The sequence below is a fragment of the Methylobacterium sp. 285MFTsu5.1 genome, assembly GCF_000383455.1.
Lineage (GTDB): Bacteria > Pseudomonadota > Alphaproteobacteria > Rhizobiales > Beijerinckiaceae > Methylobacterium.
The window spans coordinates 81,295-107,963 of the sequence record NZ_KB911285.1; the positions used below are offsets into that span (position 1 = coordinate 81,295).

22 protein-coding genes and 1 riboswitch are annotated in these 26,669 nt (G+C 72.8%); of the genes, 11 read left to right on the top strand and 11 right to left on the bottom strand.

Annotated features, from left to right (window positions below; all coding sequences use genetic code 11):
* Positions 1-145 precede the first annotated feature (145 nt).
* Together H288_RS0121350 and H288_RS0121355 are read right to left on the bottom strand one after the other, a co-directional pair.
* Positions 146-1,429 carry a PQQ-dependent sugar dehydrogenase gene (locus tag H288_RS0121350; RefSeq protein ID WP_020094611.1) on the bottom strand — a complete coding sequence of 428 codons (1,284 nt, stop codon included), beginning with the start codon at positions 1,427-1,429 and terminating at the stop codon, positions 146-148.
* A 268-nt stretch (positions 1,430-1,697) separates the two neighbouring features.
* Positions 1,698-3,200 carry an NAD(P)/FAD-dependent oxidoreductase gene (locus tag H288_RS0121355; RefSeq protein ID WP_020094612.1) on the bottom strand — a complete coding sequence of 501 codons (1,503 nt, stop codon included), beginning with the start codon at positions 3,198-3,200 and terminating at the stop codon, positions 1,698-1,700.
* A 208-nt stretch (positions 3,201-3,408) separates the two neighbouring features.
* Here H288_RS0121355 and H288_RS0121360 point away from each other — a divergent pair, with 208 nt between their 5' ends.
* The gene (locus H288_RS0121360) at positions 3,409-5,193 is read left to right on the top strand and encodes a hypothetical protein (RefSeq protein ID WP_020094613.1); all 1,785 of its coding nucleotides are present in this window, start codon (positions 3,409-3,411) and stop codon (positions 5,191-5,193) included.
* A 3-nt stretch (positions 5,194-5,196) separates the two neighbouring features.
* Here the strand turns inward: H288_RS0121360 and glp are convergent, their stop codons facing one another.
* The 7 genes from glp to H288_RS0121395 form a co-directional block, all read right to left on the bottom strand.
* Positions 5,197-6,426: a gephyrin-like molybdotransferase Glp gene (gene glp, locus H288_RS0121365; protein WP_020094614.1), complete on the bottom strand. Its 1,230-nt coding sequence runs from the start codon at positions 6,424-6,426 to the stop codon at positions 5,197-5,199.
* Positions 6,423-6,914, bottom strand: a complete 492-nt coding sequence (gene moaC, locus H288_RS0121370) for a cyclic pyranopterin monophosphate synthase MoaC (protein WP_020094615.1) — start codon at positions 6,912-6,914, stop codon at positions 6,423-6,425. Before moaC ends, glp begins: the two co-directional genes overlap by 4 nt.
* A gap of 3 nt (positions 6,915-6,917) precedes the next feature.
* Positions 6,918-7,805, bottom strand: coding sequence for an indole-3-glycerol phosphate synthase TrpC (trpC, locus tag H288_RS0121375; RefSeq protein ID WP_020094616.1), 888 nt, complete (start codon positions 7,803-7,805; stop codon positions 6,918-6,920).
* Positions 7,802-8,839 carry an anthranilate phosphoribosyltransferase gene (trpD, locus tag H288_RS0121380; RefSeq protein ID WP_020094617.1) on the bottom strand — a complete coding sequence of 346 codons (1,038 nt, stop codon included), beginning with the start codon at positions 8,837-8,839 and terminating at the stop codon, positions 7,802-7,804. Before trpD ends, trpC begins: the two co-directional genes overlap by 4 nt.
* 34 nt (positions 8,840-8,873) lie before the next feature.
* Positions 8,874-9,488, bottom strand: coding sequence for an aminodeoxychorismate/anthranilate synthase component II (locus H288_RS0121385; protein ID WP_026605172.1), 615 nt, complete (start codon positions 9,486-9,488; stop codon positions 8,874-8,876).
* Between the two features lie 130 nt (positions 9,489-9,618).
* Positions 9,619-11,139: an anthranilate synthase component I gene (gene trpE, locus H288_RS0121390; RefSeq protein ID WP_020094619.1), complete on the bottom strand. Its 1,521-nt coding sequence runs from the start codon at positions 11,137-11,139 to the stop codon at positions 9,619-9,621.
* A 3-nt stretch (positions 11,140-11,142) separates the two neighbouring features.
* Complete coding sequence (locus H288_RS0121395) at positions 11,143-13,044, bottom strand: peptidylprolyl isomerase (protein WP_020094620.1); 1,902 nt, start codon at positions 13,042-13,044, stop codon at positions 11,143-11,145.
* A 186-nt stretch (positions 13,045-13,230) separates the two neighbouring features.
* Between H288_RS0121395 and tpiA the strand changes: the two genes are divergently transcribed.
* Positions 13,231-13,992, top strand: coding sequence for a triose-phosphate isomerase (gene tpiA, locus H288_RS0121400; RefSeq protein WP_020094621.1), 762 nt, complete (start codon positions 13,231-13,233; stop codon positions 13,990-13,992).
* 55 nt (positions 13,993-14,047) lie between these two features.
* On the opposite strand, the gene H288_RS0121405 is transcribed toward tpiA, so the two are convergent.
* Positions 14,048-14,506 carry a nuclear transport factor 2 family protein gene (locus H288_RS0121405; protein WP_020094622.1) on the bottom strand — a complete coding sequence of 153 codons (459 nt, stop codon included), beginning with the start codon at positions 14,504-14,506 and terminating at the stop codon, positions 14,048-14,050.
* Between the two features lie 305 nt (positions 14,507-14,811).
* Here H288_RS0121405 and secG point away from each other — a divergent pair, with 305 nt between their 5' ends.
* The 4 genes from secG (at position 14,812) to H288_RS0121425 (ending at position 19,134) form a co-directional block, all read left to right on the top strand.
* Positions 14,812-15,246 carry a preprotein translocase subunit SecG gene (gene secG, locus H288_RS0121410; protein ID WP_020094623.1) on the top strand — a complete coding sequence of 145 codons (435 nt, stop codon included), beginning with the start codon at positions 14,812-14,814 and terminating at the stop codon, positions 15,244-15,246.
* Between the two features lie 156 nt (positions 15,247-15,402).
* Complete coding sequence (locus H288_RS0121415) at positions 15,403-17,031, top strand: CTP synthase (protein WP_020094624.1); 1,629 nt, start codon at positions 15,403-15,405, stop codon at positions 17,029-17,031.
* A 58-nt stretch (positions 17,032-17,089) separates the two neighbouring features.
* Positions 17,090-17,542, top strand: a complete 453-nt coding sequence (locus H288_RS0121420; protein WP_020094625.1) for a DNA polymerase III subunit chi — start codon at positions 17,090-17,092, stop codon at positions 17,540-17,542.
* Between the two features lie 2 nt (positions 17,543-17,544).
* Complete coding sequence (locus H288_RS0121425; RefSeq protein WP_020094626.1) at positions 17,545-19,134, top strand: peptidase S10; 1,590 nt, start codon at positions 17,545-17,547, stop codon at positions 19,132-19,134.
* A 22-nt stretch (positions 19,135-19,156) separates the two neighbouring features.
* On the opposite strand, the gene H288_RS0121430 is transcribed toward H288_RS0121425, so the two are convergent.
* Positions 19,157-20,521 (bottom strand): discoidin domain-containing protein, encoded by a 1,365-nt coding sequence (locus tag H288_RS0121430; RefSeq protein ID WP_020094627.1) that lies wholly within the window; start codon positions 20,519-20,521, stop codon positions 19,157-19,159.
* Between the two features lie 161 nt (positions 20,522-20,682).
* Positions 20,683-20,878, top strand: a riboswitch (cobalamin riboswitch).
* Positions 20,879-20,912: 34 nt separating this feature from the next.
* Here H288_RS0121430 and H288_RS0121435 point away from each other — a divergent pair.
* Genes H288_RS0121435 through cobN form a run of 5 tightly spaced genes read left to right on the top strand, consistent with a single transcriptional unit; the run spans position 20,913 to position 26,665 of the window.
* Entirely contained in the window at positions 20,913-21,095 is a 183-nt protein-coding gene (locus tag H288_RS0121435) for a CbtB domain-containing protein (protein WP_026605173.1), read from the top strand.
* A 16-nt stretch (positions 21,096-21,111) separates the two neighbouring features.
* Positions 21,112-21,864: a CbtA family protein gene (locus H288_RS0121440; protein ID WP_020094629.1), complete on the top strand. Its 753-nt coding sequence runs from the start codon at positions 21,112-21,114 to the stop codon at positions 21,862-21,864.
* Positions 21,857-22,258 carry a DUF1636 domain-containing protein gene (locus H288_RS0121445; RefSeq protein WP_020094630.1) on the top strand — a complete coding sequence of 134 codons (402 nt, stop codon included), beginning with the start codon at positions 21,857-21,859 and terminating at the stop codon, positions 22,256-22,258. The genes H288_RS0121440 and H288_RS0121445 overlap by 8 nt, the downstream gene beginning before the upstream one ends.
* A complete protein-coding gene (cobW, locus tag H288_RS0121450) occupies positions 22,255-23,289 on the top strand; it encodes a cobalamin biosynthesis protein CobW (protein ID WP_020094631.1) in 1,035 nt (344 codons plus the stop codon). The genes H288_RS0121445 and cobW overlap by 4 nt, the downstream gene beginning before the upstream one ends.
* Before the next feature lie 46 nt (positions 23,290-23,335).
* Complete coding sequence (gene cobN / locus H288_RS0121455; RefSeq protein ID WP_020094632.1) at positions 23,336-26,665, top strand: cobaltochelatase subunit CobN; 3,330 nt, start codon at positions 23,336-23,338, stop codon at positions 26,663-26,665.
* Positions 26,666-26,669: the final 4 nt, after the last annotated feature.

Genomic DNA, 26,669 nt, shown 5'->3' on the forward strand with positions numbered 1-26,669 from the left:
GCGGGCTCGAACTCTGAGATCAGTGAAGACTTGTCCGCTCGCGTCGGAACGGGACGCGCGCCCTCTCCCGCACGTCAGAGAGGGCGCGTTGCGGCTTTCCGCGACCTGGCGCCTCACGAGCGGAGAGGCGCCAGGTCACAAAAGACTACTTCTCGTAGGAGATCCGGTAGATCGCCCCGGCGGAATCGTCCGAGACCAGCAGCGAGCCGTCGAGCATCACCGCGACGTCCACCGGGCGGCCGAGATACTCGCCGTCGCCGGTGAGCCACCCTTCCGCGAACGGCTTGACCGACTCGACCTTCCCGTCGGCCCCGAGCTTGGCGAACATCACCCGGGCGCCCACCGGCTCGGTGCGGTTCCACGAGCCGTGCTCGGCGATGAAGATCCCGCCCTTGTAGGCGGCCGGGAACTGCTTGCCGTTGTAGAAGGTCATGCCGAGATCGGCCGCGTGCGGCGGCAGCTCGGCCTGCGGGGCGACGGCGTCGGCCGGCGGGGTCTGGTCCTTGTACTCGACCGTGCGGACCGAGCCGCCACCGAACCACGGGAAGCCGAAATTCTCGCCCGCCTTGGTGGAGCGGTTCAGTTCGCCCGGCGGCTTGTCGTCGCCCATGCCGTCGACCTGGTTGTCGGTGAACCACAGCGACTTGTCGGTATTGAAATCCATCCCGACGGAGTTGCGGATGCCGGTCGCGTAGACCTCGCGGTTCTTGCCGTCGGCGTCGATGCGGATGATGCCGCCGATGCCAGTCTTCTTGTAGAGGTCCGCCTTCTCGGCGGGCGGCACGTTGTAGGGCTGGCCGAGCGCGATGTAGGTCTTGCCGTCCGGACCGACCCGGCAGACGCGGGCCGTGTGGTTGAAGCTCTCCTCGGAGGCCGGGATCAGCTGTCCCTGCTTGACCAGCACGCCGGCGGCGACGTCCGGGTTCTCGTAGAAGAACTCGGCGGCCGGGAAGGCCAGGACGCGGTTCTGCTCGACCACGGTGAGCACGCCGTCCTTCGAGAAGCAGACGCCGTTCGGGATCTTGAACGTGATGCCCGGCGCGAAGGGGCGGACCTCGTCGGCGACCCGGTCCTTGTCGCGGTCGGTGACCGTGTAGATCTTGCTCTTGCGCGTGCCGACGAAAAGCACCCCGGCATTGGGACCGACCGCGATGGCGCGGGCGTCCGGCACCACCGCGTACAGGTCGATCTTGAAGCCGTCCGGCAGCTTGATCTTCGACAGGTTCTTGCGGATCGCGTCGGGGCGGCGGCCGGTCTGCGGGATCTCCGCGGCGGCCTGGGTGTCGGTGCTGTGGAAGCCCTGGAGCTTCTCGAGGTCGTCGGTCTTGGCCTTGGTCTCGGCAGGGGCCGCACCCTGCGCCAGGGCGGGGAGCACCGCCGCCGGCATGGCCACGCCCGCGAAGAGCGCGGCGAGAAGCAGAGATCGCATCGATAGAATCCTCCCGGCGGCCCTTGGACCAGGGCATTACCGGGAAGGAACGATAGGGGCGCCGCAGAGACCGGCAAGCCGCGCCGGTGACGCGGCAGGAGCCCTGTCGCTGTCCGCGGGGTTTCCGATCGTCACCTCAGTGGGGTCGCACCCTCCGTCATCGCGAGCGAAGCGAAGCGACCCAGGGCAGCGCGACTTCGAGGCGCTCAGCGCCGCCCTGGATTGCTTCGCTTCGCTCGCAAAGACGGGAGGCCGACCGGAACTGGCCTCAGGCCACCTTGCGCGGCACGAGGCGCTCGCTGCCCAGGGCGACGTCGGCCCCGGACACGCCGGACTCGGTGTACTCGGCGTCCTCGTTCACCCGCCAGACGTCGTGCCGACGCCGGCCGCAGAGGATGTTCTCCACGGTCAGCATCGCGGTCATCATCGCGTGGTCCTGATTGTTGTACTTGTGCATGCCGTTGCGGCCCACGAGGTGCAGGCTCGGGAAATCCCGCTCCAGCTCCCGCCGCACGGTGACGACGTGGCCGGCATACTCCTCGTCGTAGACCGGGTAGGCCTTCGGCTGGCGGACCACGCAGGCATCGACGACGTCGGCCGGGTCGATCAGGCCGATCTGACCGATCTCGCGCTTGGCGAGCTCCACCAGCTCCGAATCGTCGGCGTTCCAGAGGCCGTCGCCCTCGAAGCAGAAATACTCCAGGCCCAAGCAGGTGTGGTCCGCGTCCGGCACCATCTCGGGCGACCAGGAGCGGAAATTCTGCACCCGGCCGACCTTCACCGACGGGTCGTGGATGTAGATCCAGTTGTCCGGGAAGTTCTTGTCCGACTTGGCGATGAGCGCCACCGTCAGGAAGTCGCGGTACTTCAGCGCCCGGGCGTTGAAGGTGCTGAGCGGCCGCGGGCGGATGGCGTCGACGAGCTCGCGGACCGGCGCGGACGAGACGACGTTGCGGGCCGTGAAGGTCTCGCGGCTGCCGTCCGAGCGGCGGGCCGCCACCGTCCAGATGCCGGTTCCGGCATCGTAGCTGAGGGAGTCGACGCCGCGGTCGAGCTTCAGCTGCCCGCCCTGGGCGCGGATCTTGGCGGCTGCCGCCTCCCACATCATGCCGGGGCCGCGGCGGGGATAGCGGAACGACTCGATCAGAGTCTTGATGACGGGGCCGCCGGCCTTCGGCGCCTTGCGCAGGCCCAGCGACCGCTTGATGCCGTCGCGGATCGCCGCGCCGAGGTCGAGCCCCTTGATGCGCTGCGCCGCCCAGTCGGCCGAGATCGCGTCGCACGACATGCCCCACACCTTCTCGGTGTAGGTCTTGAAGAAGATCGAGAACAGGCGCTCGCCGAACTGGTTGCGGACCCAGGCGTGGAAGGTCTTGGGCTCCGCCACCGGCCGCAGGCGGGCGTAGAGGTAAGAGGCGACGCAGGCCGCGCTGGTGAGGATCCCGAGGTTGCGCAGAGCCTCGAAGGCCTTCAGCGGGTAGGCGTAGTAGCGCCCGCGATAGTAGATCCGCGACAGGCGCGGGCGCTCGATGAAGTCGTCGGGGAGGATCTCGTCCCAGAGATCGACCACGGCCTGGGACTTCGAGAAGAACCGGTGGCCGCCGATGTCGAACAGGTAGCCGTTGTGCGAGACGGTGCGCGAGATCCCGCCGACCTGCGCCGGATCCCGCTCCAGGACGGTGACGGAGCGGCCCTTCTTCGACAGCAGGTAGGCGGCAGTCAGACCCGCAGGCCCGGCGCCGATCACCAGCGTCTCGGTGTGGTGGCTCATCCCATGCTCCGGCGATTGGTGCGGCGCGCGACGCGCAGGACGCCGACCGGTCGCCAGGATGCCCGGTCGTGGTTAAGGAATCGCTGGCGCCGCGGGGCCGGATCGACGGCCGGGCCGCGCGTCCGGTGCCCTTTGACCGCGCGTTAAGCGGAACCGCGCGAGCATGCCGGCGAGGGCATCGACCGCCCGCCCGGGTGATCCACCAAACATGCCGGCTCCGGCGCTACCCCTCTCCCGACCGCGCGGGCGGATCGAGGCCCGCACGCTGCTGTGGATCCTCGCCGCCCTGTGCATCGCGACGATGAACGCGCCCCACGCGGTTTGGGAAACCGTCCAGCACCTGCGCGTCCCGGATACCGACGACGCGATGCGCCTCGTGGAAGTCCGCGACCTGCTGGCCGGCCAGGGCTGGTACGACAACGTCCAGTACCGATTCCTGCCCCCGGGCGGCGTGCCGAGCCACTGGTCGCGCCTCGTCGACGCGCCGATCGCCGGCCTGATCCTGGCGCTCACGCCCCTGACGGGCTCCGCGCTCGCCGAGGGCCTGACGGCGGCACTCTGGCCCGTGCTGCTCTTCGGGCTCTACGGCTGGCTCCTGTATCGCGGCGTCCGGCACAGCTTCGGCAGCCGTGCCGCGCTCCTGGCCCTGATCGCGGCCACGCAGACCTTCGGTGTGACGATCCAGTTCCAGGCGGGGCGGGTGGACCACCACAATCTGCAGATTCTCTCGATCCTCGGTCTCGCCTTCTGCATGATCCGCGGCGGCCTGCGACCCGGCCTGATCGGCGGGATCCTGGCGGCCGTGTCGCTGGCGATCGGGCTCGAGGGCCTGCCCTTCGTCGCGCTGGCGGCCCTCTTCCTCACGGGCGACTGGTGCCTGCGCGGACGGCCCGCGCTGGCGTCGCTCGCGGGCTTCGGCCTGGGTCTCGGCCTCGCCGCCCCCGCGCTGTTCGCCGTCCAGACGGCCCCCTCGCTCTGGGGTGTCTCCCACTGCGACGCGCTCTCGCCACCCTGGCTCTGGCTCACCCTGGGCGGCCTCGCCCTCGCCGCGATCGCCGCCGCCGCGGGCGAGCGCCTCGCGACGGTCCCGGCGCGCCTCGCCCTGGCGGGCCTCGCGGGCAGCGTCCTGCTGGCCGGGTTCGCCGCCGCCTTCCCGTCCTGCCTCGGCGGCCCGTTCCCCGACATGCCGCCGCTGGTGCGGATCCACTGGCTGCTCACGGTCAACGAGATGGCGCCGCTGGCGAAGTTCGTGGCCCGCGGCCAGTGGGAGGCGCTGGTCTTCTACCCGGTCGTGATCCTCGCGAGCCTCACGGCCGCCGGGATGGCGTGGCGCGGCCCCGAACGCCGGGCCTGGTCGGTGGTCGCGCTGTTCCTGTGGCCGGGGCTGATCCTCGGCGTCGCGCAGTTCCGCGGACTCTACATCGTCTCCGGCTTCGTGCCGCTGGTGGCGGGCGTGGTCCTCGACCGCGCGCTGGCACGGGCAGCCCTGCCGGCCGGGGCGCGGCGCTGGCCCGTCGCGCTCCTCGGCGCCGCGATGGTCAGCAGCCTCTGGATGATCCCGGCGCTCCTGGCGGAGACCCTCGCGCCCGGCCTGCGCACCGCGCCCGACGCGGCCGAGACCAATGCCTGCCTCGGCGACACCGCGGTCCGCCCCCTGGCGCACCTGCCGGAAGGCACCGTGCTCGCCCCGATCTTCATGGGGCCGTCGATCCTCCTCCGCACCCCGCACAGCATCGTCGCCGCGCCCTATCACCGGGCCATTCCCGGCCTCACGGCGGCGATCGAGGGGCTGGGCGGCACCGAGGCCGACCTCGACCGGGTGCTGACGGCGTTCGACGTCCGCTACCTCGTCGCCTGCCCGGCCCGGCCGGCCGAGGACCTTCAGGCGGAGACGGCGTTCGCCACGCGGCTCGCCGCGGGCACGGCCGGGAGCGCGCGCCTCGTGCCGCTGGACGTGCCCGGTCCCCTCAAGGTCTGGCGCGTCGCGCCCTGACGATCAGAGCAGGCGCCGATCGAGGCGGATGATCCGGCAGGGATCGCCGGCGCGCGCGGCCGGCGCGTGCGGGGCGCGGATCAGCAGGGCTTCGGACCGTCCGAGGACGGCGAGCATCGACGAGTCCTGACGCCGCTCGGCGGTCGCGACCGGTAGACGGTCGGGCTCGAGGGCGAGGCTCGCCCGCATGTAGTCGGCCCGGCCGTCATTCTCCGGCATGTCGCGGCCGAGCGTCGCCGGCTCGCTCCGGTCGGCACCGGCCCGCGGATCACCCTGGAGCGCGCGGATGGCGGGCACCACGAACAGGAGCCCGCACACGATGGACGAGACCGGGTTGCCCGGCAGCCCGATGACCAGCATGTCGCCGAGGCGGCCGTGCATCAGCGGCTTGCCCGGCCGGAGGGCGACCCGCCAGAAGCCGAGCTCCAACCCCTCCTTGGCGAGCGCGGCCTGAACCAGATCGTGGTCGCCGACGGAGGCGCCTCCGAGGGTGATCAGCAGGTCGGCGCGCGCCGCGCGGGCGCGACGGAACGCGTCCGCCAGGGCGTCGTGGTCGTCCCCCGCGATGCCGAGATCGACGATGTCGGCGCCCGCCTCGGCGGCGAGGGCACCGAGCGCGAGGCTGTTGGAGGCGACGATCTGGTCCCAGCCGGGCGTCGCGCCCGCCTCCACCAGCTCGTCACCGGTGGCGAGGATCGCGACGCGCGGCCGGCGGCGGACCGGGAGGCGCGGGTGACCGGCCGCCGCGGCAAGCGCCAGCCGCCGCGCATCGAGGCTCATGCCGGCCGGGATCAGAGTCTCGCCGGCGGTGAAGTCGAGGCCGGCCCGGCGGATGAACCGCGCCGGCTCCACGGGCTCCAGGACGCGCACCGCGCCCGCCTCGGCGGCGGCGTTCTCCTGGATCAGGATCGCGTCCGCGCCCTCCGGCACCGGCGCCCCGGTGAAGATCCGGACCGCCTCGCCCGGGCCGATGCGGCCGGAGAAGCCGTGACCGGCCGCGCTGGCGCCGATCAGCCGCAGGATCGCCCCGACCTCCCCGGCGTCGGCGCCGCGCACGGCGTAGCCGTCCATGGCGGAGGCCGGGAACGGCGGCTGGGTCCGTGAGGCGACGACGTCCGCGGCGAGCGTCCGGCCGCAGGCCTGCGCCAGCGGGACGGTCTCCGGCTCGACCGGCGCGGTGACGCTCGCGAGCACCCGCGCCAGCGCCTCGGCGACCGGGATCAGGCCGCTCATTCCGCCGGGGCCCGGTAGGTGCCCGAGCGGCCCCCGTCCTTGGCGGTCAGCCGGATCCCCTCGATCCGCATGCCGCGATCGACCGCCTTCACCATGTCGTAGACCGTCAGGCAGGCCACCGAGACGGCGGTCAGCGCCTCCATCTCGACGCCGGTCGGGCCCTGGACCCGGACCTCGGCGGCGATGCGCAGGCCCGGGAGCGCGTCGTCGGGCTCGCACTCGACCCGCACCTTCGACAGCAGCAGCGGGTGGCAGAGCGGGATCAGCTCGTGGGTGCGCTTGGCCGCCATGATGCCGGCGAGCCGGGCCGTGCCGATCACGTCGCCCTTCTTGGCGTCGCCCTCGCGGATCAGGGCCAGGGTCTCCGGCTTCATCACGATCTGGCCTTCCGCCCGGGCCGTCCGGTCGGTGGCGGGCTTGTCGGTGACGTCGACCATGTTGGCCGCGCCGCTGGTGTCGAGATGGGTCAGCGTCGAGCCCGGCCGCATGCCTTACGCCTTCTTCCGCGGCTTGCCGCCCTTGGCCTCCGCGGCGCCGAACAGCAGGGCGTGGGCCGCCTCCGCGACGTCCGGCTGCCGCATCAGGCTCTCGCCGACCAGCACCACGCCGAGGCCGTTGTCCCGCAGCCGGACCACGTCGGCGTGGTCGCCGATCCCGCTCTCGGCCACGGCGATCCGGTCCGCCGGGATCCCCGGCGCCAGTCGGATCGCGGTCTCGAACGAGACCTCGAAGGTCTTGAGGTTGCGGTTGTTGATGCCGATCAGCGCCGTGCCGAGGGGGATGGCCCGCGCCAGCTCGGCCTCGTCGTGCACCTCGACCAGGACGTCCATCCCGAGGAGGTGCGCCGTCTCGACCAGGGCGACGGCCTCGTCGTCGTCGAGGCAGGCCATGATGACCAGGATGCAGTCGGCACCCCAGGCCCGGGCCTCGTAGACCTGATAGGGCTCGAACAGGAAATCCTTGCGCAGGACGGGCAACGCGCAGGCGGCGCGCGCCGCCGTCAGGTACTCCGGCCGCCCCTGGAACGAGGGCTCGTCGGTCAGCACCGACAGGCAGGTGGCGCCGCCGGCCTCGTAGGCGGCGGCGAGGCTTGCCGGGTCGAAATCGGCGCGGATCAGGCCCTTCGAGGGCGAGGCCTTCTTCACCTCGGCGATGAGCGCCGGGCGGTCCGCGCCGAGATGGCTCCGGATCGCCGCCGCGAAGCCGCGCACCGGCTCCGCCTGCGCGACCTTCCGCTCCAGCTTGGCGAGCGGCACCCGCAGCTTCGCCTCGGCGATCTCGCGGCGCTTGTAGGCCTCGATGCGGGCGAGGACGTTCGGCCGCTCGGTCGGCGTCCCGGCGCCGGTCTCCGGGGTCGCCTCGTGCGTCAGCGAGCTCATCGGCCCTCCTGCCCGTTGGAGTGGTCGTTCGAGGCCCGGACGAGGCGGGCGAGCGTCGCCCGGGCGGCCCCGGAATCGACGGCATCCTGCGCCTGCGCGACGCCGTCCGCCAGGGCCTGCGCGGCCCCCGCGACCACGAGCGCCGCCCCCGCGTTGAGGACCGCGATGTCCCGGTAGGCGTTCCGCGCACCCGCCAGGACGGCCTCCAGGGACCGCGCGTTGTCGGCCGGGTCGCCGCCGCGCAGCTCCTCGGGCGCGCGCAGCGCCAGACCGAGGTCGCGCGGGTCGATGGTGAAGTGGGACAGCCGCCCCTCGTCGAGGGCGACCACCCGCGTCGGGCCCGTGACGGTGATCTCGTCGAGCCCGTCGGACCCGTGGACGGTCCAGACCCGGCGGCTGCCGAGCTCGGCCAGGACCCGCGTCAGCGGCTCCGCGAGGGCCTCCTGGGCGACGCCGAAGAGCTGATAGCCGACGCCGGCCGGGTTGCTCAGCGGCCCCAGCAGGTTGAAGATCGTCCGCACGGGCAGTTCGGACCGGACCGCCGCGACGTGGCGCATGGCCGGGTGGTGGGCCTGCGCGAACAGGAAGCAGAGGCCCGCCTCGGCGAGGCAGCGGGCCTGCGCGGCGGGGTCGAGCCCGAGCCGCACGCCCAGGGCCGCGAGCACGTCGGCGGCGCCGGAGCGCGAGGTCGCCGCCCGGTTCCCGTGCTTGGCCACCGGCACGCCGCAGGCGGCCACGACGATCGCCGCCAGAGTGGAGACGTTGACGCTGCCGGAATGGTCGCCGCCGGTGCCGACGACGTCGACGGCGTTCGCGGGCGCCGCGACGCGGGTCATGCGCGCCCGCATGGCCTCGGCGGCGCCGACGATCTCCTCGACGGTCTCGCCGCGCACCTTGAGGGCGGTCAGGAAGGCGCCGGCCTGGACCGGCGTGACCTCGCCCGACAGCAGGTCGTCGAAGGCGGCGCGGGCCTCGGCGCGGTCGAGGGTGAGGCCCCCGGCGACCTTCGCGAGATGGGGTCTGAAGCTGTCCATGGGTTCTTACGGAGGGCCGCCCCGGCCCCCGGCGTCAATGCACGTCGGCACGCGTCCTGTCACGCGCCGTGTTCCAGGCGGCGGCGAGATCGAGGAAGTTCTTCACGATCTCCGTGCCGTGCTGCGATCGGATGCTCTCGGGATGGAACTGGACGCCGTGGAGCGGCCGGTCGGCGTGCTCCAGGCCCATGATCAGGCCGTCGGCCTCGGCGGTGACCCGCAGGGCCGTCGGGCAGGTCGCGCGGTCGACCACCAGGGAGTGGTAGCGCGTCGCCTCGAAACTGTCGTTGAGGCCGCGGAACAGGCCGCGCGCGCCGTGCCGGATGGTCGAGACCTTGCCGTGGAGCGGCAGCGGCGCGCGCACGACGTCGCCGCCGAAGGCCTGGCCGATCGCCTGGAGGCCGAGGCACACGCCGAAGATCGGGATCTCCTCGGACAGGTCGCGGACCACGTCGAGGCAGATCCCCGCCTCCGTGGGCGTGCACGGCCCGGGCGACAGCACGATCGCGTCGGGCGCCTTGGCGCGGATGTCGGCTATCGTGAGCGCGTCGTTGCGCGCGACCTCGACCGTGCCGCAGAGCGGCCCGATCAGATGCACGAGATTCCACGTGAAGGAATCGTAGTTGTCGATGACGAGGACGTTGGGCATCGCGGCGGCACGCTCGGGCATGCAGGCGATGTGACCGCTCGCACCCGCGCGGTCAACCGTCGGCGTCGGACGGCGGCGCAGCCGCGCGTCCGCCCTACGGCCCGCGCTACTGCCCGCGCTACGGCCCGCGCTACTGCCCGCGCTTCGCCTGCGCGGCGAAGCGCACCGCCTCCTCGGCGGCCCGGAACAGCGCCTTGGCCTTGTTGACGCATTCCTGCTGCTCGGAGGCGGGATCGGAATCGTAGACGATCCCGGCCCCGGCCTGGACGTGCATGGTCCCGTCCTTCACCACCGCGGTGCGCAGGACGATGCAGGTGTCCATCTCGCCCCGCGCGCCGAAATAGCCGATGCAGCCCGCGTACGGCCCGCGCTTCTCGCGCTCCAGCTCGTCGATGATCTCCATGGCCCGCACCTTCGGGGCGCCCGAGACCGTGCCGGCCGGGAATCCCGCCGCCAGGGCGTCCAGGGGATCGTGGCGCGGGTCGAGGTCCCCCTCGACGTTCGACACGATGTGCATGACCTGGCTGTAGCGCTCGATGAAGAACGAGTCGGTCACGCGGACGCTGCCGATCCGCGAGACCCGGCCGGCGTCGTTGCGGCCGAGGTCGAGCAGCATCAGGTGCTCGGCCCGCTCCTTCGGGTCGGCGAGCAGCTCCTCGGCGAGGGCGGAATCCTCGGCCGGGGTCGCGCCGCGGCGACGCGTGCCCGCGATCGGGCGGACCGTGACCACGCCGTCGCGCACCCGCACCAGGATCTCCGGCGAGGAGCAGACGATCTGGAAGTCCTCGAAATCGAGGTAGCAGAGGAACGGCGCCGGGTTGGTCCGCCGGAGCGAGCGGTACAGGCTGAAGGCCGGGAGCGTGAACGGCGCCGAGAACCGCTGGGACAGCACCACCTGGAAGACGTCGCCCGCGACGATGTACTCCTTGGCGCGCGCCACCATGGCGAAGAAATCGTCCGGCGGCGTGTTCGAGACCGGCTCGGGCGGGGCGACCGCCGACAGGTCCACCCGCGCCTCGATCGGCAGCGGGCCCTCGAGGGCGGCGGCGACCCGGTCGACGCGCTGCAGCGCGTCCTCGTAGGCGGCCCGGGCCGCGGTGCCGGGGGCGGGCCGGATCGGCGAGACGACCGTGATGACGTCGCGGATCGAATCGAACACCACCATCACCCGGGGGCGCACCAGGATCGCGTCCGGCACGCCCAGCGGATCCGGGTTCGGCTCCGGCAGCCGCTCCATGGCGCGGACCATGTCGTAGCCGAGGTAACCGAACAGGCCGGCGGCCATCGGCGGCAGGTCCTGGCCGTCCGGCTCGCCGATGGCGCTCTCGGCGATCAGGGCCCGCAGGCTCGCCAGCGGTGCCCTCGAATCCGGCTCGAACCGCGTGAGATCGGCCCCGCGCGCGATCGCGGGCGCGCCCGCCCGGCAGCGCCAGATCAGGTCCGGATCGAGGCCGATCATCGAGTACCGGCCGCGGACGGCACCGCCCTCGACCGATTCGAGCAGGAAGGCCGGCCCGGCATGGCCGGCGCGCAGCTTGAGGAACGCCGCCACCGGCGTCTCGAGATCGGCGACGAGGCTCACCGCCACGAGGCTCGGCTGCCCGGCCTCGTAGCGCGCCGCGAAGGCCGCGTAATCGGGCGCGTCGGCCATGCCTCAGTACTCGCCGCCGATGGCGCGCCGCAGGGCCGCCGGATCGACCTTCACGCCGGCGTTCTTCTGGACCTCGCTGATGTACTCGGACAGCACGTCGTCGGCGAGCGCCGCCTGGAAGCTCTGCGTGATCTGCTTGTCGCTCGGGCTGTCGGCCACGAAGGCCGGCACCGTCGCCGCCGTGACCTTGAAGACCGCCCGCGAATCGCCCGCGGCCGCCGTGCCGGCCTTGCCCACCGGGGTCGCGAAGATCAGGTTCACGACGTCGGCCGTGAGCATGTCCTTGGCCTGGTTGCGGGCGAGATCCTGCGCCTCCTGCAGGTTGACGCCGACCTCCTGGGCGGCGGCCTCCATGGTCTCGCCCTTGTTGATCTTCTCGACGAGCTCGCGGCCCTTGGCCTGGAGGCGCTTGGCGATCTCGGTCGCGGTCCAGCCGGCCTTCACGCCGTCCTTGACCTCGTCGAGGGGCTTGTCGTGGGCGGCGTCGATCCCGGTGACGTCGTACCAGACGTAGCCGCCGGTCTTGGTCCGCAGGGGCTCGTTGTCGCCGCCGATCTCGGCGCGGAACAGGGCCGGCAGGGTGGTCTCCGGGTCCGGGATGTCGGTGATCCGCTGCCCGTCAGGCCCCTTGCCGTTCACGTCCACCGCCTTCACGGCGACGACCTTGAGGCCGCGCTCGGCCGCGATGTCGGCCAGCGGCTTGGCGCCGGCCCGCTGGTCCTCGATCGCGTCGCGGGTGGTCTCCATGGCGTCGCGGGCGCGGGCCAGGGCGAGGGCCTTGCGGATCTCGCCGTCCACCGCCTCGAACGGCTTCACCGTCCCGGCCTCGATCTTGGTCACGCGCAGCAGCACGGTGCCGAACCGGCCCTGGACCGGCTGGCTCACGCCGCCCTCGGGCAGCGCGAAGGCGGCGTCGGCGACGGCCTTGTCGAACAGCTCGCTCTTGGTCAGCGTGCCGAGGGTCAGGTCCTTCTCGTCGGTGCCGCGCTCGGCCGCCACCGCGTCGAAGGTCTTGGAGCCGTCCGTGATCGCCTTGCGGGCCGCCTCGGCGGCGGCCGCGTCGGAGAACACGATCTGCTGGATCGTGCGCTTCTCGGGCGTGCCGTAGCGGTCCTTGTTCAGCGCGTAGGCGGCGCGGGCGTCGGCCTCGGTGATCGCGTCGGGCTTCGCCATCGCCTCGGGCTCGACCACGAGGAGGTTGGCCGCCCGGAACTCCGGCGCCCGGAAGCCGGACTTGTTGGCCTCGTACCAGGTCTTCAGCTCGTCGTCCGTCGGCTCGGGGATCTGGCCGGCCACCGAGGGCGTCAGCATCAGGTAGGCGGCCGCGCGGCGCTCGGTGGTGTAGCGATGGACGGCCTCCCGCATGGCGAGCGGCACGTGCAAATCCGACGACACCGCCTCGGCGAGCTGGAGGCGGGCGATCACCGAGCGCTGCTCGCGCACGAACAGACCCTCGTTGAGGCCGGCGCGCTGCAGGGTCTGGTAGAAGAGCTGCGGCTCGAACTGACCCTGCTGGTTCTGGAAGCTCTTCTCCTCGTGGATCGCCTTGATCACCGAGGAATCCGGCACCGTGAGGCCGAGATCGTGGGTCTTCTGATCGAGGGCGGCCTCGGTGATCAGCTGGGACATCACCTGCCGGTCCAGGCCGAGCATCCGCGCCTGGTCGGGCGTCAGCGGACGCTTCAGCTGGGTCTGATAGCGCTGCAGCTGGTTCTGGTAGGCTTGGCGCACCTGCTCGGCCGTGATCGGCGTGCTGCCGACCGTGGCCACCTTGTTGCTCGCGCCGCCGCGGAAGAACTCCTCCACCCCGAAGATGCCGACACCGGCGATCAGCAGCGTGAAGATGATCGTCAAGACGATCTTGCCGAGCCAGTGCTGGCTGGCGTTGCGGATGCCCTGAAGCATGGTCTGTGATCGAGTACCTTCGGCAGCCGCCCCGTCACCGGGCCGGCGCTGTCCCTGAGAGCCGACCGCGATAGACCATTCGCGTCCACAGGCAAAGGCTCGGGCGCTCCCGGCCGTTTGCACGCTCAAGCTCGCTCTGGTAGGCCCCGGCGACTTCGAGAAAGCCGCGGCGGAGCGAGGGCAGGAATGACGCAGTCTGGGCGCAAGCCGCTTGTCGCCGGCAACTGGAAGATGAACGGGACCCGGGCATCCATCCAGGTTGTCGAGGCGATTCGCGACGGGCTCTCGCCGGACCTCGCGTCGCGCATCGACGTGCTGATCTGCCCGCCTGCGACGCTGATCGGATCCTGCGTGGCGGCGGCGGCCGGATCGCCGATCGCGATCGGCGGCCAGAACCTGCACGCCCGGCCGAGCGGCGCCTTCACGGGCTCGATCTCGGCCGAGATGCTCGCCGATCTCGGCGCCAAGTACGTGATCGTCGGCCATTCCGAGCGCCGGGCCTACCATCACGAGACCGACGACGGGGTCCACGCCAAGGCGCTGGGCGCCCGCCGCGCCGGCCTGTGCGGCATCGTCTGCGTCGGCGAGACCATCGAGGAGCGCGAGCAGGGCCGCGCCCTCGACATCGTCCGCGCCCAGCTCGCCATCGGCCTGCCGAAGGGCGCGACGGCGGCCGACACGGTGATCGCCTACGAGCCGGTCTGGGCGATCGGCTCCGGGCGGACGCCGACGCCGCGCGACATCGCCGAGGTCCACGCCTCCCTGCGGGAGATGCTCGACAAGCTCGTCGGCGACGAGGCGCAGAAGATCCGCATCCTCTACGGCGGCTCGGTGAAGCCCGGGAACGCCAAGGAACTCCTGTCGGTGGACAACGTCGACGGCGCGCTCGTGGGCGGCGCGAGCCTCGTGGCGGAAGACTTCCTGGGGATCTGCGCCGCCTACGCCTGAGCGCGGGCCCGCGAAGCCTGGCTGGGCGCGGCGCGACAGACGCGCCGCGCGACCGTCAGATCTTGAAGGCCTGCCGGGCGAGCAGCCGCCAGCGGCCGCCGTCGCTGTGCCAGACCTGCATCACGCCGATATGGACCGGCGACGTCTTGCCGCCCGAGACCACCTCGCCGGTGAAGACGTGGCGCGCGATGGCGTCGTCGCCGACCACCGAGACGGAGCGGTCCGACAGGGTGATGCTCGGGAAGGTCGAGCGCTTGCTGGTCAGCGTCTCGATGAAGGCCGCCTTGTCCTGCACCTGACCGCTGGAATGGCCGTAGCTCAGCCTGTCGAGGGTCAGGGCGTCGAGGGCCGGACCGTCGGCGGCGAGGAGAGCCTTGGTGAGGGCGTCGACCGCCTGCTCGACCGCGGCGCCCCGGGCGGAGGGATCGGTTCCGGCCGCGGAGCCGGAGCCCGGGCGGATCAGGACGGGTGCGGCGATGGCGGCGGCGAGCGCCGCACGGCGTGACACGGACATGGCTTGCCTCCCGGACCGGGCGGCGCGTTCGGTCGGCCGCCCTGCCCCGGCAGAGAGCACGGTGCGCCGACGAAGGCGAGGGTCGGAGCGGACAGTCGGCCGCGCGCGTCAGGTTGGCGGCGGGCGACCGGTGGTGTATGCCGTCGCCGAATTCCGGCCGGTCCGCCCGAAGCGTCCCCCGAAGCCCCCGCCGCACGCCCGTGCGTCGGGGTGGTTCGTGGACGATCGCGGGCCCCGGCCCTCGTGCGTTCGTCTTCCGGTGCCCGCTGCCGGCGCGCGGCGCTGAAGAAGATCCCGGAACACCGATGCAGACCGTCCTGATCGTCGTCCACCTCATCATCGTGCTCGCGCTGATCGGCGTCGTGCTGCTCCAGCGCTCCGAGGGCGGACTCGGGCTCGGCGGCGGTGGCGGCGGTGGCGGCGTCGGCGGGTTCATGACCGGCCGCGGCCAGGCCAACGCCCTGACGCGGGCCACCGCGATCCTGGCGGCCCTGTTCTTCGCCACCAGCCTGACCCTCGCGATCCTGTCGCACCGCTCGGCGGCGCCGAAGTCGATCCTCGACACCGGCGCGCCGCAGACCTCCGGCCAGCCGGCCAAGCAGCCGACCGGTGCCGACAACCTGCTCGACACGCTGCGTCAGCAGCAGGACCGGGCGCCCGCGAACGCCCCGGCTCAGCCGGCACCGGCTCCGTCGTCTCCCGCGCAGCCGGCGGTTCCGGAAGCGCCGCAGTCGCGCTGACGGCGCGCGCCGCCGGCGGCGCAGCGTCCGACCCTTGTCCCGACGGACCGGCGCTTGGCCGGTCCACGCCATGCGTTCCGCGATCCCCAGCCCATGCGCGGGCCGGGGCCCGCTTCGTTTGGCAAATGCCAGCAGCTTCTTTATGGACCGAGGCCCATGACGCGGTACGTTTTCATCACCGGCGGCGTGGTCTCCTCCCTCGGCAAGGGCCTCGCCTCGGCGGCCCTGGCGGCGGTCCTCCAGGCCCGCGGCTACCGGGTCCGGATGCGCAAGCTCGACCCCTACCTGAACGTCGATCCGGGCACGATGAGCCCGACGCAGCACGGCGAGGTGTTCGTCACCGACGACGGTGCCGAGACCGACCTCGACCTCGGGCATTACGAGCGCTTCACCGGCGTTCCGGCGAGCCGGGCCGACAACATCACGACGGGCCGGATCTACCAGGACATCATCGCCAAGGAGCGCCGCGGCGACTACCTCGGCGCCACGATCCAGGTGATCCCGCACGTCACCAACGCGATCAAGGACTTCGTCCTCGACGGCAACGACAGCTTCGACTTCGTGCTGGTGGAGATCGGCGGCACGGTCGGCGACATCGAGGGCCTGCCGTTCTTCGAGGCGATCCGGCAGCTCGGGCAGGAGCTGCCGCGGGGCACCTGCTGCTACGTCCACCTGACGCTGCTGCCCTACATCCCGTCCGCCGGCGAGCTGAAGACCAAGCCGACCCAGCACTCCGTGAAGGAGCTGCGCTCGATCGGCATCCAGCCCGACATCCTGCTCTGCCGCTGCGACCGGCCGATCCCGATGGACGAGCGGCGCAAGCTCGCGCTGTTCTGCAACGTCCGCCAGACCGCGGTCATCGAGGCCCTCGACGTGGCCTCGATCTACGAGGTGCCGCTCTCCTATCGGACCGCGGGCCTCGACCGGGAGGTGCTCGGCCATTTCGGCCTGGAGCACGGCGAGGAGCCGGATCTCGGCCGCTGGCAGACCATCGCCGAGCGCGTGCGCAATCCCGAGGGCGAGGTCTCGATCGCCATCGTGGGTAAGTACACGGGGCTGAAGGACGCCTACAAGTCGCTGACCGAGGCGCTGACCCACGGGGGCATCAGCCACCGGGTGAAGGTCAATCTCGAGTGGATCGAGGCCGAGGTGTTCGAGCGCGAGGATCCGGCGCCTTTCCTCGAAGGCCTCAACGGGATCCTCGTGCCGGGCGGCTTCGGCCAGCGCGGGGCCGAGGGCAAGATCCGCGCGGCCCGCTACGCCCGCGAGAAGCGCATCCCCTATCTCGGCATCTGCTTCGGCATGCAGATGGCGGTGATCGAGGCGGCCCGCTCGCTGGCCGGGATGCCGGAGGCCAACTCCACGGAGTTCGGCGACACCGCCGAGCCGGTGGTCGGCCTGCTCACCGAGTGGCTGCGCGGCAACGAGCTGGAGCGGCGCGCGGCGGCCGGCGATCTCGGCGGCACGATGCGGCTCGGCGCCTACGAGGCGAAGCTCGACCCCGAGTCCAAGATCGCCCAGATTTACGGGTCCGATCAGATCTCGGAGCGCCACCGCCACCGCTACGAGGTCAACATGGCCTATCGCGAGCGGCTGGAGGCCAAGGGCCTGCGCTTCTCGGGCGTGTCCCCCGACGGCCTGTTGCCCGAGACGGTGGAGCATGTCGGGCACCCGTGGTTCATCGGCGTGCAGTTCCATCCGGAGCTGAAGTCGCGCCCGTTCGAGCCGCACCCGCTGTTCAAGGGCTTCGTCGGCGCCGCGATCGAGCAGAGCCGCCTGGTCTGAGGCCGCGGCGGCGCGCCGCTGCTCGCGCGGCGGCCCGCGGCCCTATATCCTCGGTGCCGTGACCGAGATCCTCTTCTACCACATGCAGCGGCAGCCCCTGGAGAAGGTGCTGCCGAACCTCGTCGAGCGCTCGCTGGACCGCGGCTGGCAGGCCGCGATCCAGGCGGCGAGCGAGGAGCGCCTGCAGGCGCTCGACGACCACCTCTGGACCTATTCCGACGAGAGCTTCCTGCCGCACGGCACCGACCGCGAGCCCGACGCCGCGAGCCAGCCGGTGGTGCTCACGCTCCGGGACGTGAATCCCAACACCGCCTCGATCCGCTTCCTGGTGGAGGGCGCCGACCTGCCGCCCGACGCCGGGCAGTACGAGCGGATCTGCATCCTGTTCGACGGGACTGACCAGGACGCGCTGCTGCGCGCCCGCGAGCAGTGGAAGCAGGCCAAGGACGCCGGCCACGCGGTGGCCTACTGGCAGCAGGACGAGTCCGGACGCTGGAACAAGAAGGCTTGATAATGGCCCCCCACGCACGTCTCGGGCGCGCCGCGCTCGCCCTCGCCCTGGCCCTCGCAGCGCCCACAGTGGCCCTCGCCCAGGACGCGCCGCACGGCCATCCCGCGGAGAGCAAACCGGCGCAGCGCGGCCCGGAGGGGCGCCGCCTGCCGCCCGATTCGACGACCAAGCAGAGCGTGACGCTGCCGGACGGCCGGACCCTCGACTTCACCGCCACCGCCGGCAGCCTGCCCCTCGTCGACGAGGCGGGCAAGCTGCAGGCCGAGATCGCCTACGTCGCCTACACGATGGCGCCGCAGGCCGGCCGGGAGCGTCCCGTCACTTTCGCGGTCAATGGCGGCCCGGGCGCCGCCTCGGCCTATCTCAATATCGGGGCGATCGGGCCCTGGCGGCTGCCGGTCGGCGGCGACAGCATCAGCCCGTCGCAGCCGGTGACGCTGACGCCCAACGACGGGACGTGGCTCGGCTTCACCGACCTCATCTTCCTCGATCCCGTGGGGACCGGGTACAGCCGGGCCGCGGACGGGAACGGCAAGGCCTACTGGTCGATCGATTCCGACGCCTCGACTCTGGCGGCGACCATCGCGCGCTACCTGCGCGTCAACGACCGCATGGCGAGCCCGAAATTCTTCGTCGGCGAGAGCTACGGCGGCTTCCGCGGCCCGCTGATCGCCGAGAAGCTCCAGGAGGAGATCGGCGTCGGCCTGTCCGGCATGGTGCTGCTCTCGCCGGTGCTCGATTTCGCGTGGCTGGAGACGCCGCGGGCCAACCCGTGGGGCTACGTGCTGAAGCTGCCCTCGCTGGCGGCGGGCGCGCTCGAGCGGGCCGGCACGGTGCCGACGCCAACCCTGCTCGGCGACGCGGAGGCCTACGCCTCGGGCCCGTACCTGAGCGACCTGCTCACGGGGCCGAGCGACACGGCCGCCGTCGCCCGGATGACCGAGAAGGTCGCGCCCCTCGTCGGTCTCGACCCCGCCCTGGTGCGTGCCCAGGCGGCGCGCCTCTCGACCCGGAGCGTCCAGCGCGAGATCGACCGCGCCGAGGGCCGCGTGACCAGCGCCTACGACACCGGCATCACCGGCTGGGACCCGAACCCGGACGCCGCCCAGTCGAGCTTCGAGGATCCCCAGCTCACCGCCCTCCAGGCACCGCTGACGAGCGCGATGCTCGACCTCTACGCGCGGACGCTGAAATGGCCGGTGACCAACATGCGCTACGAGCTCCTGAACAACGCCGTCAATCGCGGCTGGAACTGGGGCTCGGGCCGGCAGGCACCCGAGGTCCTGTCGAACCTGAAGGGCGATCTGGCGCTCGACGGGCACCTGCGCGTCCTCGTGGCGCACGGCTTCACCGACCTGGTGACGCCCTACTTCGCCTCGAAGCTCCTGCTGGCGCAGGTCCCCGCCTACGCCGCCGGCCGCCTGAGCCTCGCGGTCTATCCGGGCGGGCACATGTTCTACACGCGACCGGACTCGCGCGCCGCCTTCCGGACGGACGTGGAGCGGATGTACACGGACGCCCTGAAGGTGCGCGACGCCGGCTCGACCCGTCCGGCCGGAGCCCCCGCCGAGCATCTCCGGACGGCGCCGTAGCGCCTCCGGCCCGCCAAGCCGGTCACGCGTCGTCGAAGGCGAGGGCCTCGGCCGGGTAATCCACCATCGTCCGGCGCTGCGCGTCGGTGTTCTGCCACTCGCCGACCTTCATGTAGCGGCCCTCGAGATCGCGGACCTCGACCACCTTCCCGATTGTGGGGATCGACTGGAAGCCCTGCGGCCAGTTCGACGCGAAGTAGAAGACCTGCTCGACGTGGTCCGAGAGGTGGCAGATCCCCGGCCCGAACGTCCCCAGCCCGAAGACGAGGTAGCGGCCGTTCACCAGCGCCGCGACGTCGGAGATCAGCGACTCGCTCTGGATCTCCACCGGCAATCCGCGCCGCTCCGCGTACGCCTCCACCTCGGCGATGACCGGGTTCAGCCTGTTCTCGAAGACGAGCTTGACCGAGCGGATCCGGCCCTCGGCCAGGAGCCGGTCGATGACCATCCGGTAGAACGCGAAGGGCGGCTGCGGGTAGTGCGGATCGACCCAGGTGCTGAAGATGTCGCCCGACCGGATGTGGATCAGGAGCTGGTCGTCGGGCTTCACCGGGAAGTTCTTCGGCAGACCGTTGAACAGCGGCCGGATCACGCTCTGCACGATCGCGCGCGAATCCGCCGGTCCCCGCAGCGCGGTCACGCGCTCGAACTGCGTCGGGTCGAAATACAGGCCCGACAAAAAGTAGCCGTCCGCCGGCAGCGGCTCGTCCGGCGGGATGAAGGTGATGCCGTCGCAGGTCAGCCGCTCGGTCAGGAAGATCACCTTGCTGCGGTCGACCTTGGGCACCTTGATGTATTTCAGGTTGAGCGACTTCGCGATGGTCACCGCGATGATGTACTGGACGAGGCAGTTGCCGAAGGCGCCGTTCTCGAACAGCGACAGGCCGACCAGGGCATGGCTGGCGCGGTCGGGCGCCGACTGGAGCGCGTAGGTGACGTAGACGTTGGCGCCGGGCTTCTCGTTCAGGAGCGTCACGTCGAGGCCGAGCATCGCCCGCAGCGCGATCAGGTCGACCGCGGCCTCGTCGGCGCGGATGCCGATGCCGGCGATCCGGGCCGGTTCGGGCGCGGCGATCCGGACCGCGCGCGCCCAGGCCCGCTCGTCGGGGACGATCGCGGCGACGAGGGCGTCCGGGGTCGCGGTCCAGACGGCGAGGTCCGGCTCGGCCCACGTCACGCCGTCCTGCGAGACCGCCACCGCGACGTCGCCGGGCTCCGCGGGAACCGCCCCCTCCCCCGGCCGCAGGGCGACGGAATGGATCGGGAAGCGGCCGCCGAGGTCGACCTCGAGCCACGTCGTTCCCGTGCCCACATCGGAGACGATCCGCGGCTCACGGCCTGCCGCGAGATCGACGAGAACCGGGGTCGGATCGTCTGTCGGGGCCATCGGGTCTCCGGGAGTTCAGCGCCCGCGCCGGGGCCGGGCGGGTATCGGGTGCGGCGGTGCCCGCTCCGGGGCGCGGCCGTCAAGCCCGCCCCGATCGCGGGGCGGGCGCGGGAAACGGCCGCGATCCGGCGCCGCTCCGTTGTGTCCCGGCGGTCATGCGTCTACAACGGCCGGGCGACGGTGCCCCGGAGACGGGGTGAAAAGGGAATGCGGTGAGGGGTTTGAAGCCCCGATTCCGCGGCTGCCCCCGCAACTGTGAGCGGCGAGCGCCCGCCAAGCGCCACCGGAGCGATCCGGGAAGGCGGTGGGCGCGCCGAGCCGCGAGCCAGGAGACCTGCCGTCGCGACAGGATCCCGCAATGCCGCCGGTGGGGCGGCTGGAGACGCTTCTGATGACGACGCAAACCCTCGCCCCCATCGCCGCCGGCACCCGCGCGTCGGAGCGCCCGATCGCCGTCGCACTCGCGGCCGTGCTGGGCCTCGGCCTGCTGTTCATGGCGGGCTTCTCGCCGGCGATCGCGCTCCACAACGCGGCGCACGATTTCCGGCACACCCAGAACTTCCCCTGCCACTGACGTCCCCGGACCAGGGATGATCATCCGGCTCCTGTCGGCGGCCCTCGCCGCCGGCTTCTTCGCGGCTGCCATCGTGACGGGCCTCGAACTCACGCTGACCTCGCCGCTGATCGTCGCGGCCGAGCGCTACGAGCAGCAGGAGGCGCCGAACCGGGCTGCCAAGGCGCTCCCGATCAAGGCGTTCCCGATCGTGCTCGCCCATGCCGGGCACGACCACGCCGCGCCCGACGCCGCGCCGGAATGGCAGCCCGCGCCCGGCCTGCCGCGGATGGCCTTCACCGGGCTCGCGACCCTCGTGGGCGGCGTCGGCTACGCGCTGCTGCTCGGCGCGGTGATGCTCGCCTGCAGCCGCGAACCCACGCCGCAGGTCGGCCTCGCCTTCGCGGTGGCCGCCTTCGCCAGCGTCGCGCTCGCGCCGGGTCTCGGCCTGCCGCCGGAACTGCCCGGCAGCGCGGCGGCCCCGCTCGCGACGCGGCAGGCGTGGTGGGTGATGACCGCCGCGGCGACCGGGATGGGGCTCTACCTGATCACGATACGCCGCGCGCTGATCACGATCCTCGGGGGGCTCGTCCTGATCATCGCGCCGCACGTCGTCGGTGCCCCGCAGGCGCCCGAGGCCGCGTCCGAACTTCCGGCCGCGCTCGCCGCGCAATTCGCCGCGCGGTCGCTCGCCATCAGCTTCGTGTTCTGGATCCTGATCGGGCTGGGGCTCGGCTGGGCGTGGCAGGCCTTCGCCCGCGGCGCGGATCGGGGAGCGGCCCGTGCCTGAGACCGTTCTCTACGTCTGCACCACCTGCCGCCGGCCGGACGACGACCCCGACGGGCCCCGCGCCGGGGCCCGCCTGCTGGAGGCGCTTCGAGCGCGGAGCGGCGCCACGCCGGACCTGCGGGTCGAGGCGGTGGAGTGCCTTTCGGTCTGCAAGCGGCCCTGCACCGTGGCGGTCGCCGCGGCCGACCGCTGGACCTACGTCTACGGCGACATGGATCCGGCCGCCTCGGCCGAGATCATCCTCGGCGGGCTCGCGGCCTACGCGGCGACCCCGGACGGCATCGTGCCCTGGCGCGAGCGTCCGGAGGCGTTCCGCAAGGGCGTGATCGCCCGCATTCCCCCTTTCCCAGAACCCCGCCCGGTCCCCGCCGGCACCCTGGAGCCCGCGGAATGACCCTCGTGAACAAGATCCCCTGCACCATCGTCACCGGATTCCTCGGGGCCGGCAAGACGACCCTCGTCCGCCACGTGGTCGAGAACGCCAAGGGGCGCCGCCTCGCGATCCTGGTGAACGAGTTCGGTGATATCGGCTTCGACAAGTCCTTCCTGGCCGCCTGCGGCGTCGAGGGCTGCACCGAGGACGCCATCGTCGAGCTGCCGAACGGCTGCATCTGCTGCACGGTCGCGGACGATTTCGTGCCGGCGCTGGAGACCCTTCTCGGCCGCGCCGAGCCGCCGGAGCACATCCTGATCGAGACCTCCGGCCTCGCCCTGCCGAAGCCGCTGGTCCAGGCGTTCCAGTGGCCGGCGATCCGCTCGCGGGTGACCGTCGACGGAGTGGTCGCGGTGGTCGACGGCCCGGCGGTGGCCTCGGGCGCCTTCGCGGAGGATCCGGAGGCCCTCGCGGCCCAGCGCGCCGCCGACCAGTCGGTCGACCACGACAACCCCCTGGAGGAGGTGTTCGAGGACCAGCTCCTCTGCGCCGACCTCGTGGTCGTCAACAAGGCCGACCTGATCGACGCCGCGACGCGGGCGCGGGTCCGCGCCGAGGTCGAGGGGCACCTGCCCCGCGCCGTGAAGGTGGTCGAGACCGAGAACGGCGCCATCGACCCGCGGGTGCTGCTCGGTCTCGGCGCGGCCGCCGAGGACGACCTCGACGCCCGCCCCTCGCATCACGGCGAGGGCGAGGACCACGACCACGACGATTTCGAGACCGTCGCGCTTCCGGTGCGCCCGGCGGTGACCGCGGGGGATCTCGCGGCCCGGGTCGAGGCGGCGGCCGAGGCCGCCGGCGTCCTGCGCATCAAGGGCTTCGCCGAGGTCGCGGGCAAGCCGATGCGCCTCGTGGTGCAGGGTGTCGGCCGACGCGTGACCCATCATTTCGACCGCCCCTGGCGGGCCGGGGAAGCCCGCGACGGGACGCTGGTGGTGATCGGCCTCAAGGGCTTCGACAAGGACGCCGTCGCGGCGGCCCTCGCGGGATGAGGCCGGTCGCGCACGCCCGCCCGGACTCGCTCTAGGGGTCGCCGCGGTGCACCTCGTGCGCATCGATTCCGTCTCCCTCGACGAGGGCGAGGCGGCCGTGGATCTCGGGCAGGAGCCCGGCGACCTCGTGGTGCTGTCCTTCACCGACAGCGACCTCGCGTCGGTCGGGCAGGCCCACGCCGCGGAGCCCGGCCTGCCGAGCCTGCGGCTCGCGAAGCTCGCCAGGCTGCGGCACCCGCTCTCGGTTGACCTCTACGTCGAGCGCGTCGTGGCGCGCGCCAAGGTCGTGGTGATTCGCTGCCTGGGCGGCCTCGATTACTGGCGCTACGGGATCGAGCGCTGCGCCGAGGCCGCGCGGGCGCACGGCGTCGTCCTCGCGGTCCTGCCGGGCGACGACCGGCCGGACCCGCGCCTCGCCGCCTTCTCCACCGATCCCGACCTCGCCGGGCAGCTCGACGCCTATTTCCGGGCTGGCGGCCCCGACAATTTGCGGCGGATGCTGCGGCGCCTGGCGATTCGCCTGGGCGCCGACGGACCGGTCGAGCCGCCCGTGCCGCTCCCGCGCGGCTTTCCCTGGTGCCCCGGCTGCGGAGTTCTTCCCCTCGAGGCAGCCCTCTCCGCGGCCGCAACCGCGATCCCGCTCGCCGGAGCGCGCAGCGCGGCGGAGCCCGTCGCGCTCCTGCTGATCTACCGCTCCGCCGTGCTCGGCGGCGACACCGGCCCGTTCGTCGCCCTCGCCGCCGCCCTGCGGGCGCGCGGGATCGGCGTGCTGCCGATGGCCGTGTCGAGCCTGAAGGAGCCGCAGGCCGCCGCCGCGGTCGCCGCTGCCGTGCGCGCGCGCAGGCCCGATCTCGTGATCGCCGCCACCGCCTTCTCGGCCCGCGAGGACGAGACCGGCTTCGTGCTCGACGGCGCCGATTGCCCGGTTCTCCAGGCCTTCACGGTGGGGTCGCCCCGCGCGGCCTGGGAGGCCTCCGCCCGCGGTCTCGGCGCGGCCGATCTCGCCATGCAGGTCGCGCTGCCGGAATTCGACGGCCGGCTCTCGGGCTTCCCGATCTCGTTCAAGGAGGAGAGCGCCGAGATCGCCGGCTTCGCCGAGCGGCGCGCCGTGCCCTACGAGGCCGGCATCGCCGCGCTCGCCGACCGGGCCGCGGGATGGCTGCGGCTGGCCGCCCTGCCCCGGGCGGCCCGGCGCGTCGCCCTGGTCCTGTCCGACTACCCTGCCCGCGGCGGCCGGGCCGGCTTCGCGGTCGGCCTCGACACGCCCGCGAGCGCCCGCGCGATCGCCGCCGACCTCGCGGCCGCGGGCTACGCGGCCGGCGCGCTTCCGGAGCCCGGAGCGCTGATGGCGGCGCTCACGGAGGGGCCGCCCGCGTTCCGGGTGCCGCTCGCGGCCTACGCGGCGTGGTGGCGCACGCTCTCCGAGGACGTCCGCGCCGCCGTGACCGACAGCTGGGGCGAGGCCGAGGCGGACCCGGCCTGCGTCGACGGCGCCTTCCGGTTCCGAATGGTCCGGGACGGCGGCCTCGCGGTCTTCCTCCAGCCCGACCGCGGCCGCGACCCCGATCGCAAGACCGGCTACCACGACCTCGACCGCGCCCCGACCCACGCCTACCTAGCCTTCCATCTCGGCCTGCGGCAGCAATTCGACGCCCTGGTGCAGCTCGGCACGCACGGCACCGCGGAGTGGCTGCCGGGCAAGGCCGTCGCCCTGTCACCCGACTGCTTCCCGGCGCTCTGCGTCGGCGGGCTGCCGGTGATCTACCCGTTCATCGTCGACGACCCGGGTGAGGCCGCGCCGCTCAAGCGCCGCCTGGGCGGGGTCGCGCTCGGGCACCTCACGCCCGACACCGCCGTTCACGCGCTGACGCCCGAGGCGGCCCGCCTCCGCGAGCTGGTGGAGGAGTATTCCGCCGCCAGCGTGCTCGACCCCCGCCGCGCCGACCTCATCGCCCGCGCCATCCTGGAGGAGGCTGCGGCGTCCGGACTGCTGGACGGTGCCGGGATCGGCCCGGACACGCCGATGGACGAGGCGCTGACGCGGCTCGACGCCCATCTCTGCGATCTCGGCGAGACCGTCTTCCGGGACGGCCTGCACGTCTTCGCCCGCGCCCCGGACGGGGCCGCGGACGCCGTCGCGGCGAGCGCGGACTCCGAGCGGACCGGCCTGCTCGCGGCCCTCGACGGGCGGTTCGTCCGGCCGGGCCCCTCGGGCTCGCCGTCGCGCGGGCGGGCCGACGTGCTCCCGACCGGGCGCAACCTCGCGACCCTCGACCCGCGGGCCATCCCGAGCCGCGCCGCCGCACTCCTCGGCGAGAAGGCCGCCGCCGCCGTGGTGACCCGCTACCTCCAGGACGAGGGCGCCTATCCGGCCCGGATCGTCATGGATCTCTGGGCCTCGCCGACCCTGCGCACCGGTGGCGAGGACGTGGCCCACGCCCTGGCCCTGATGGGCGTCCGGCCAGTCTGGGACCATGCCAGCACCCGCGTCACCGGCTTCGAGATCCTGCCCCTCGCCATGCTGGACCGGCCGCGGATCGACGTCACCGTCCGCGTCTCCGGCGCGTTCCGCGACACCTTCCCCGACACGCTGGCGCTGCTCGACCGCGCCGCCCGCGCCGTGGCGGACCGGGACGAGGCCGACGACGAGAATCCCCTCGCGGCGGCGCGCCGGCGGGGCGACGCGTCGGTGCGCGTCTACGGGGCCGCGCCCGGCCGCTACGGCGCCGGCACCGCCGCCACAGCCCTCGACGGCGCCTGGGACGGCCGCGCCGACCTCGGCCGCGCCTACTTGGCCGCGAGCGGCCACGCCTACGGCGACCGCGAGGGGCCCGACGCCGATTTCGCCGCCCGCGTCGCGGCGGCCGACGCCTATCTCCACGCCTTCGACGTGGCCGAGCGCGACCTGTTCGACGGCGACGCCGCCGTCGACGCGATGGGCGGTTTCGCGGCGGCCGCGGCCCTGGAGGGGGCGAGCCCCGCCCTCTACAGCCTCGACGTGTCGGTCCCGGAACGGCCGAAGGCGCGGACGGCCCGCGAGGACGCGGCCCGCCTGATCCGCGGGCGCCTCGCCGACCCCCGCTGGATCGCGGCCCAGCTGCGCCACGGCTACCGGGGCGCGCAGGAGCTCGCCCAGGGGCTCGACGCGGTCTTCGTCCTGGCCGCCGCGAGCGACGCGGTGACAAATGCGGGCTTCGAGGCGCTCTACGCGGCCTGGATCGCCGACGCCGAGGTGTTCGAGCGCCTGCGCGCCGCCAATCCCGCCGCGGCCCGGGCGATCCTGGAGCGGTTCGACGAGGCGCGGGACCGCGGCCTCTGGCACAGCCGGCGCAACGCCCTCCCGGCCGACGCCCTGATGCGCGAGGCCGCCGAGTGAGTGC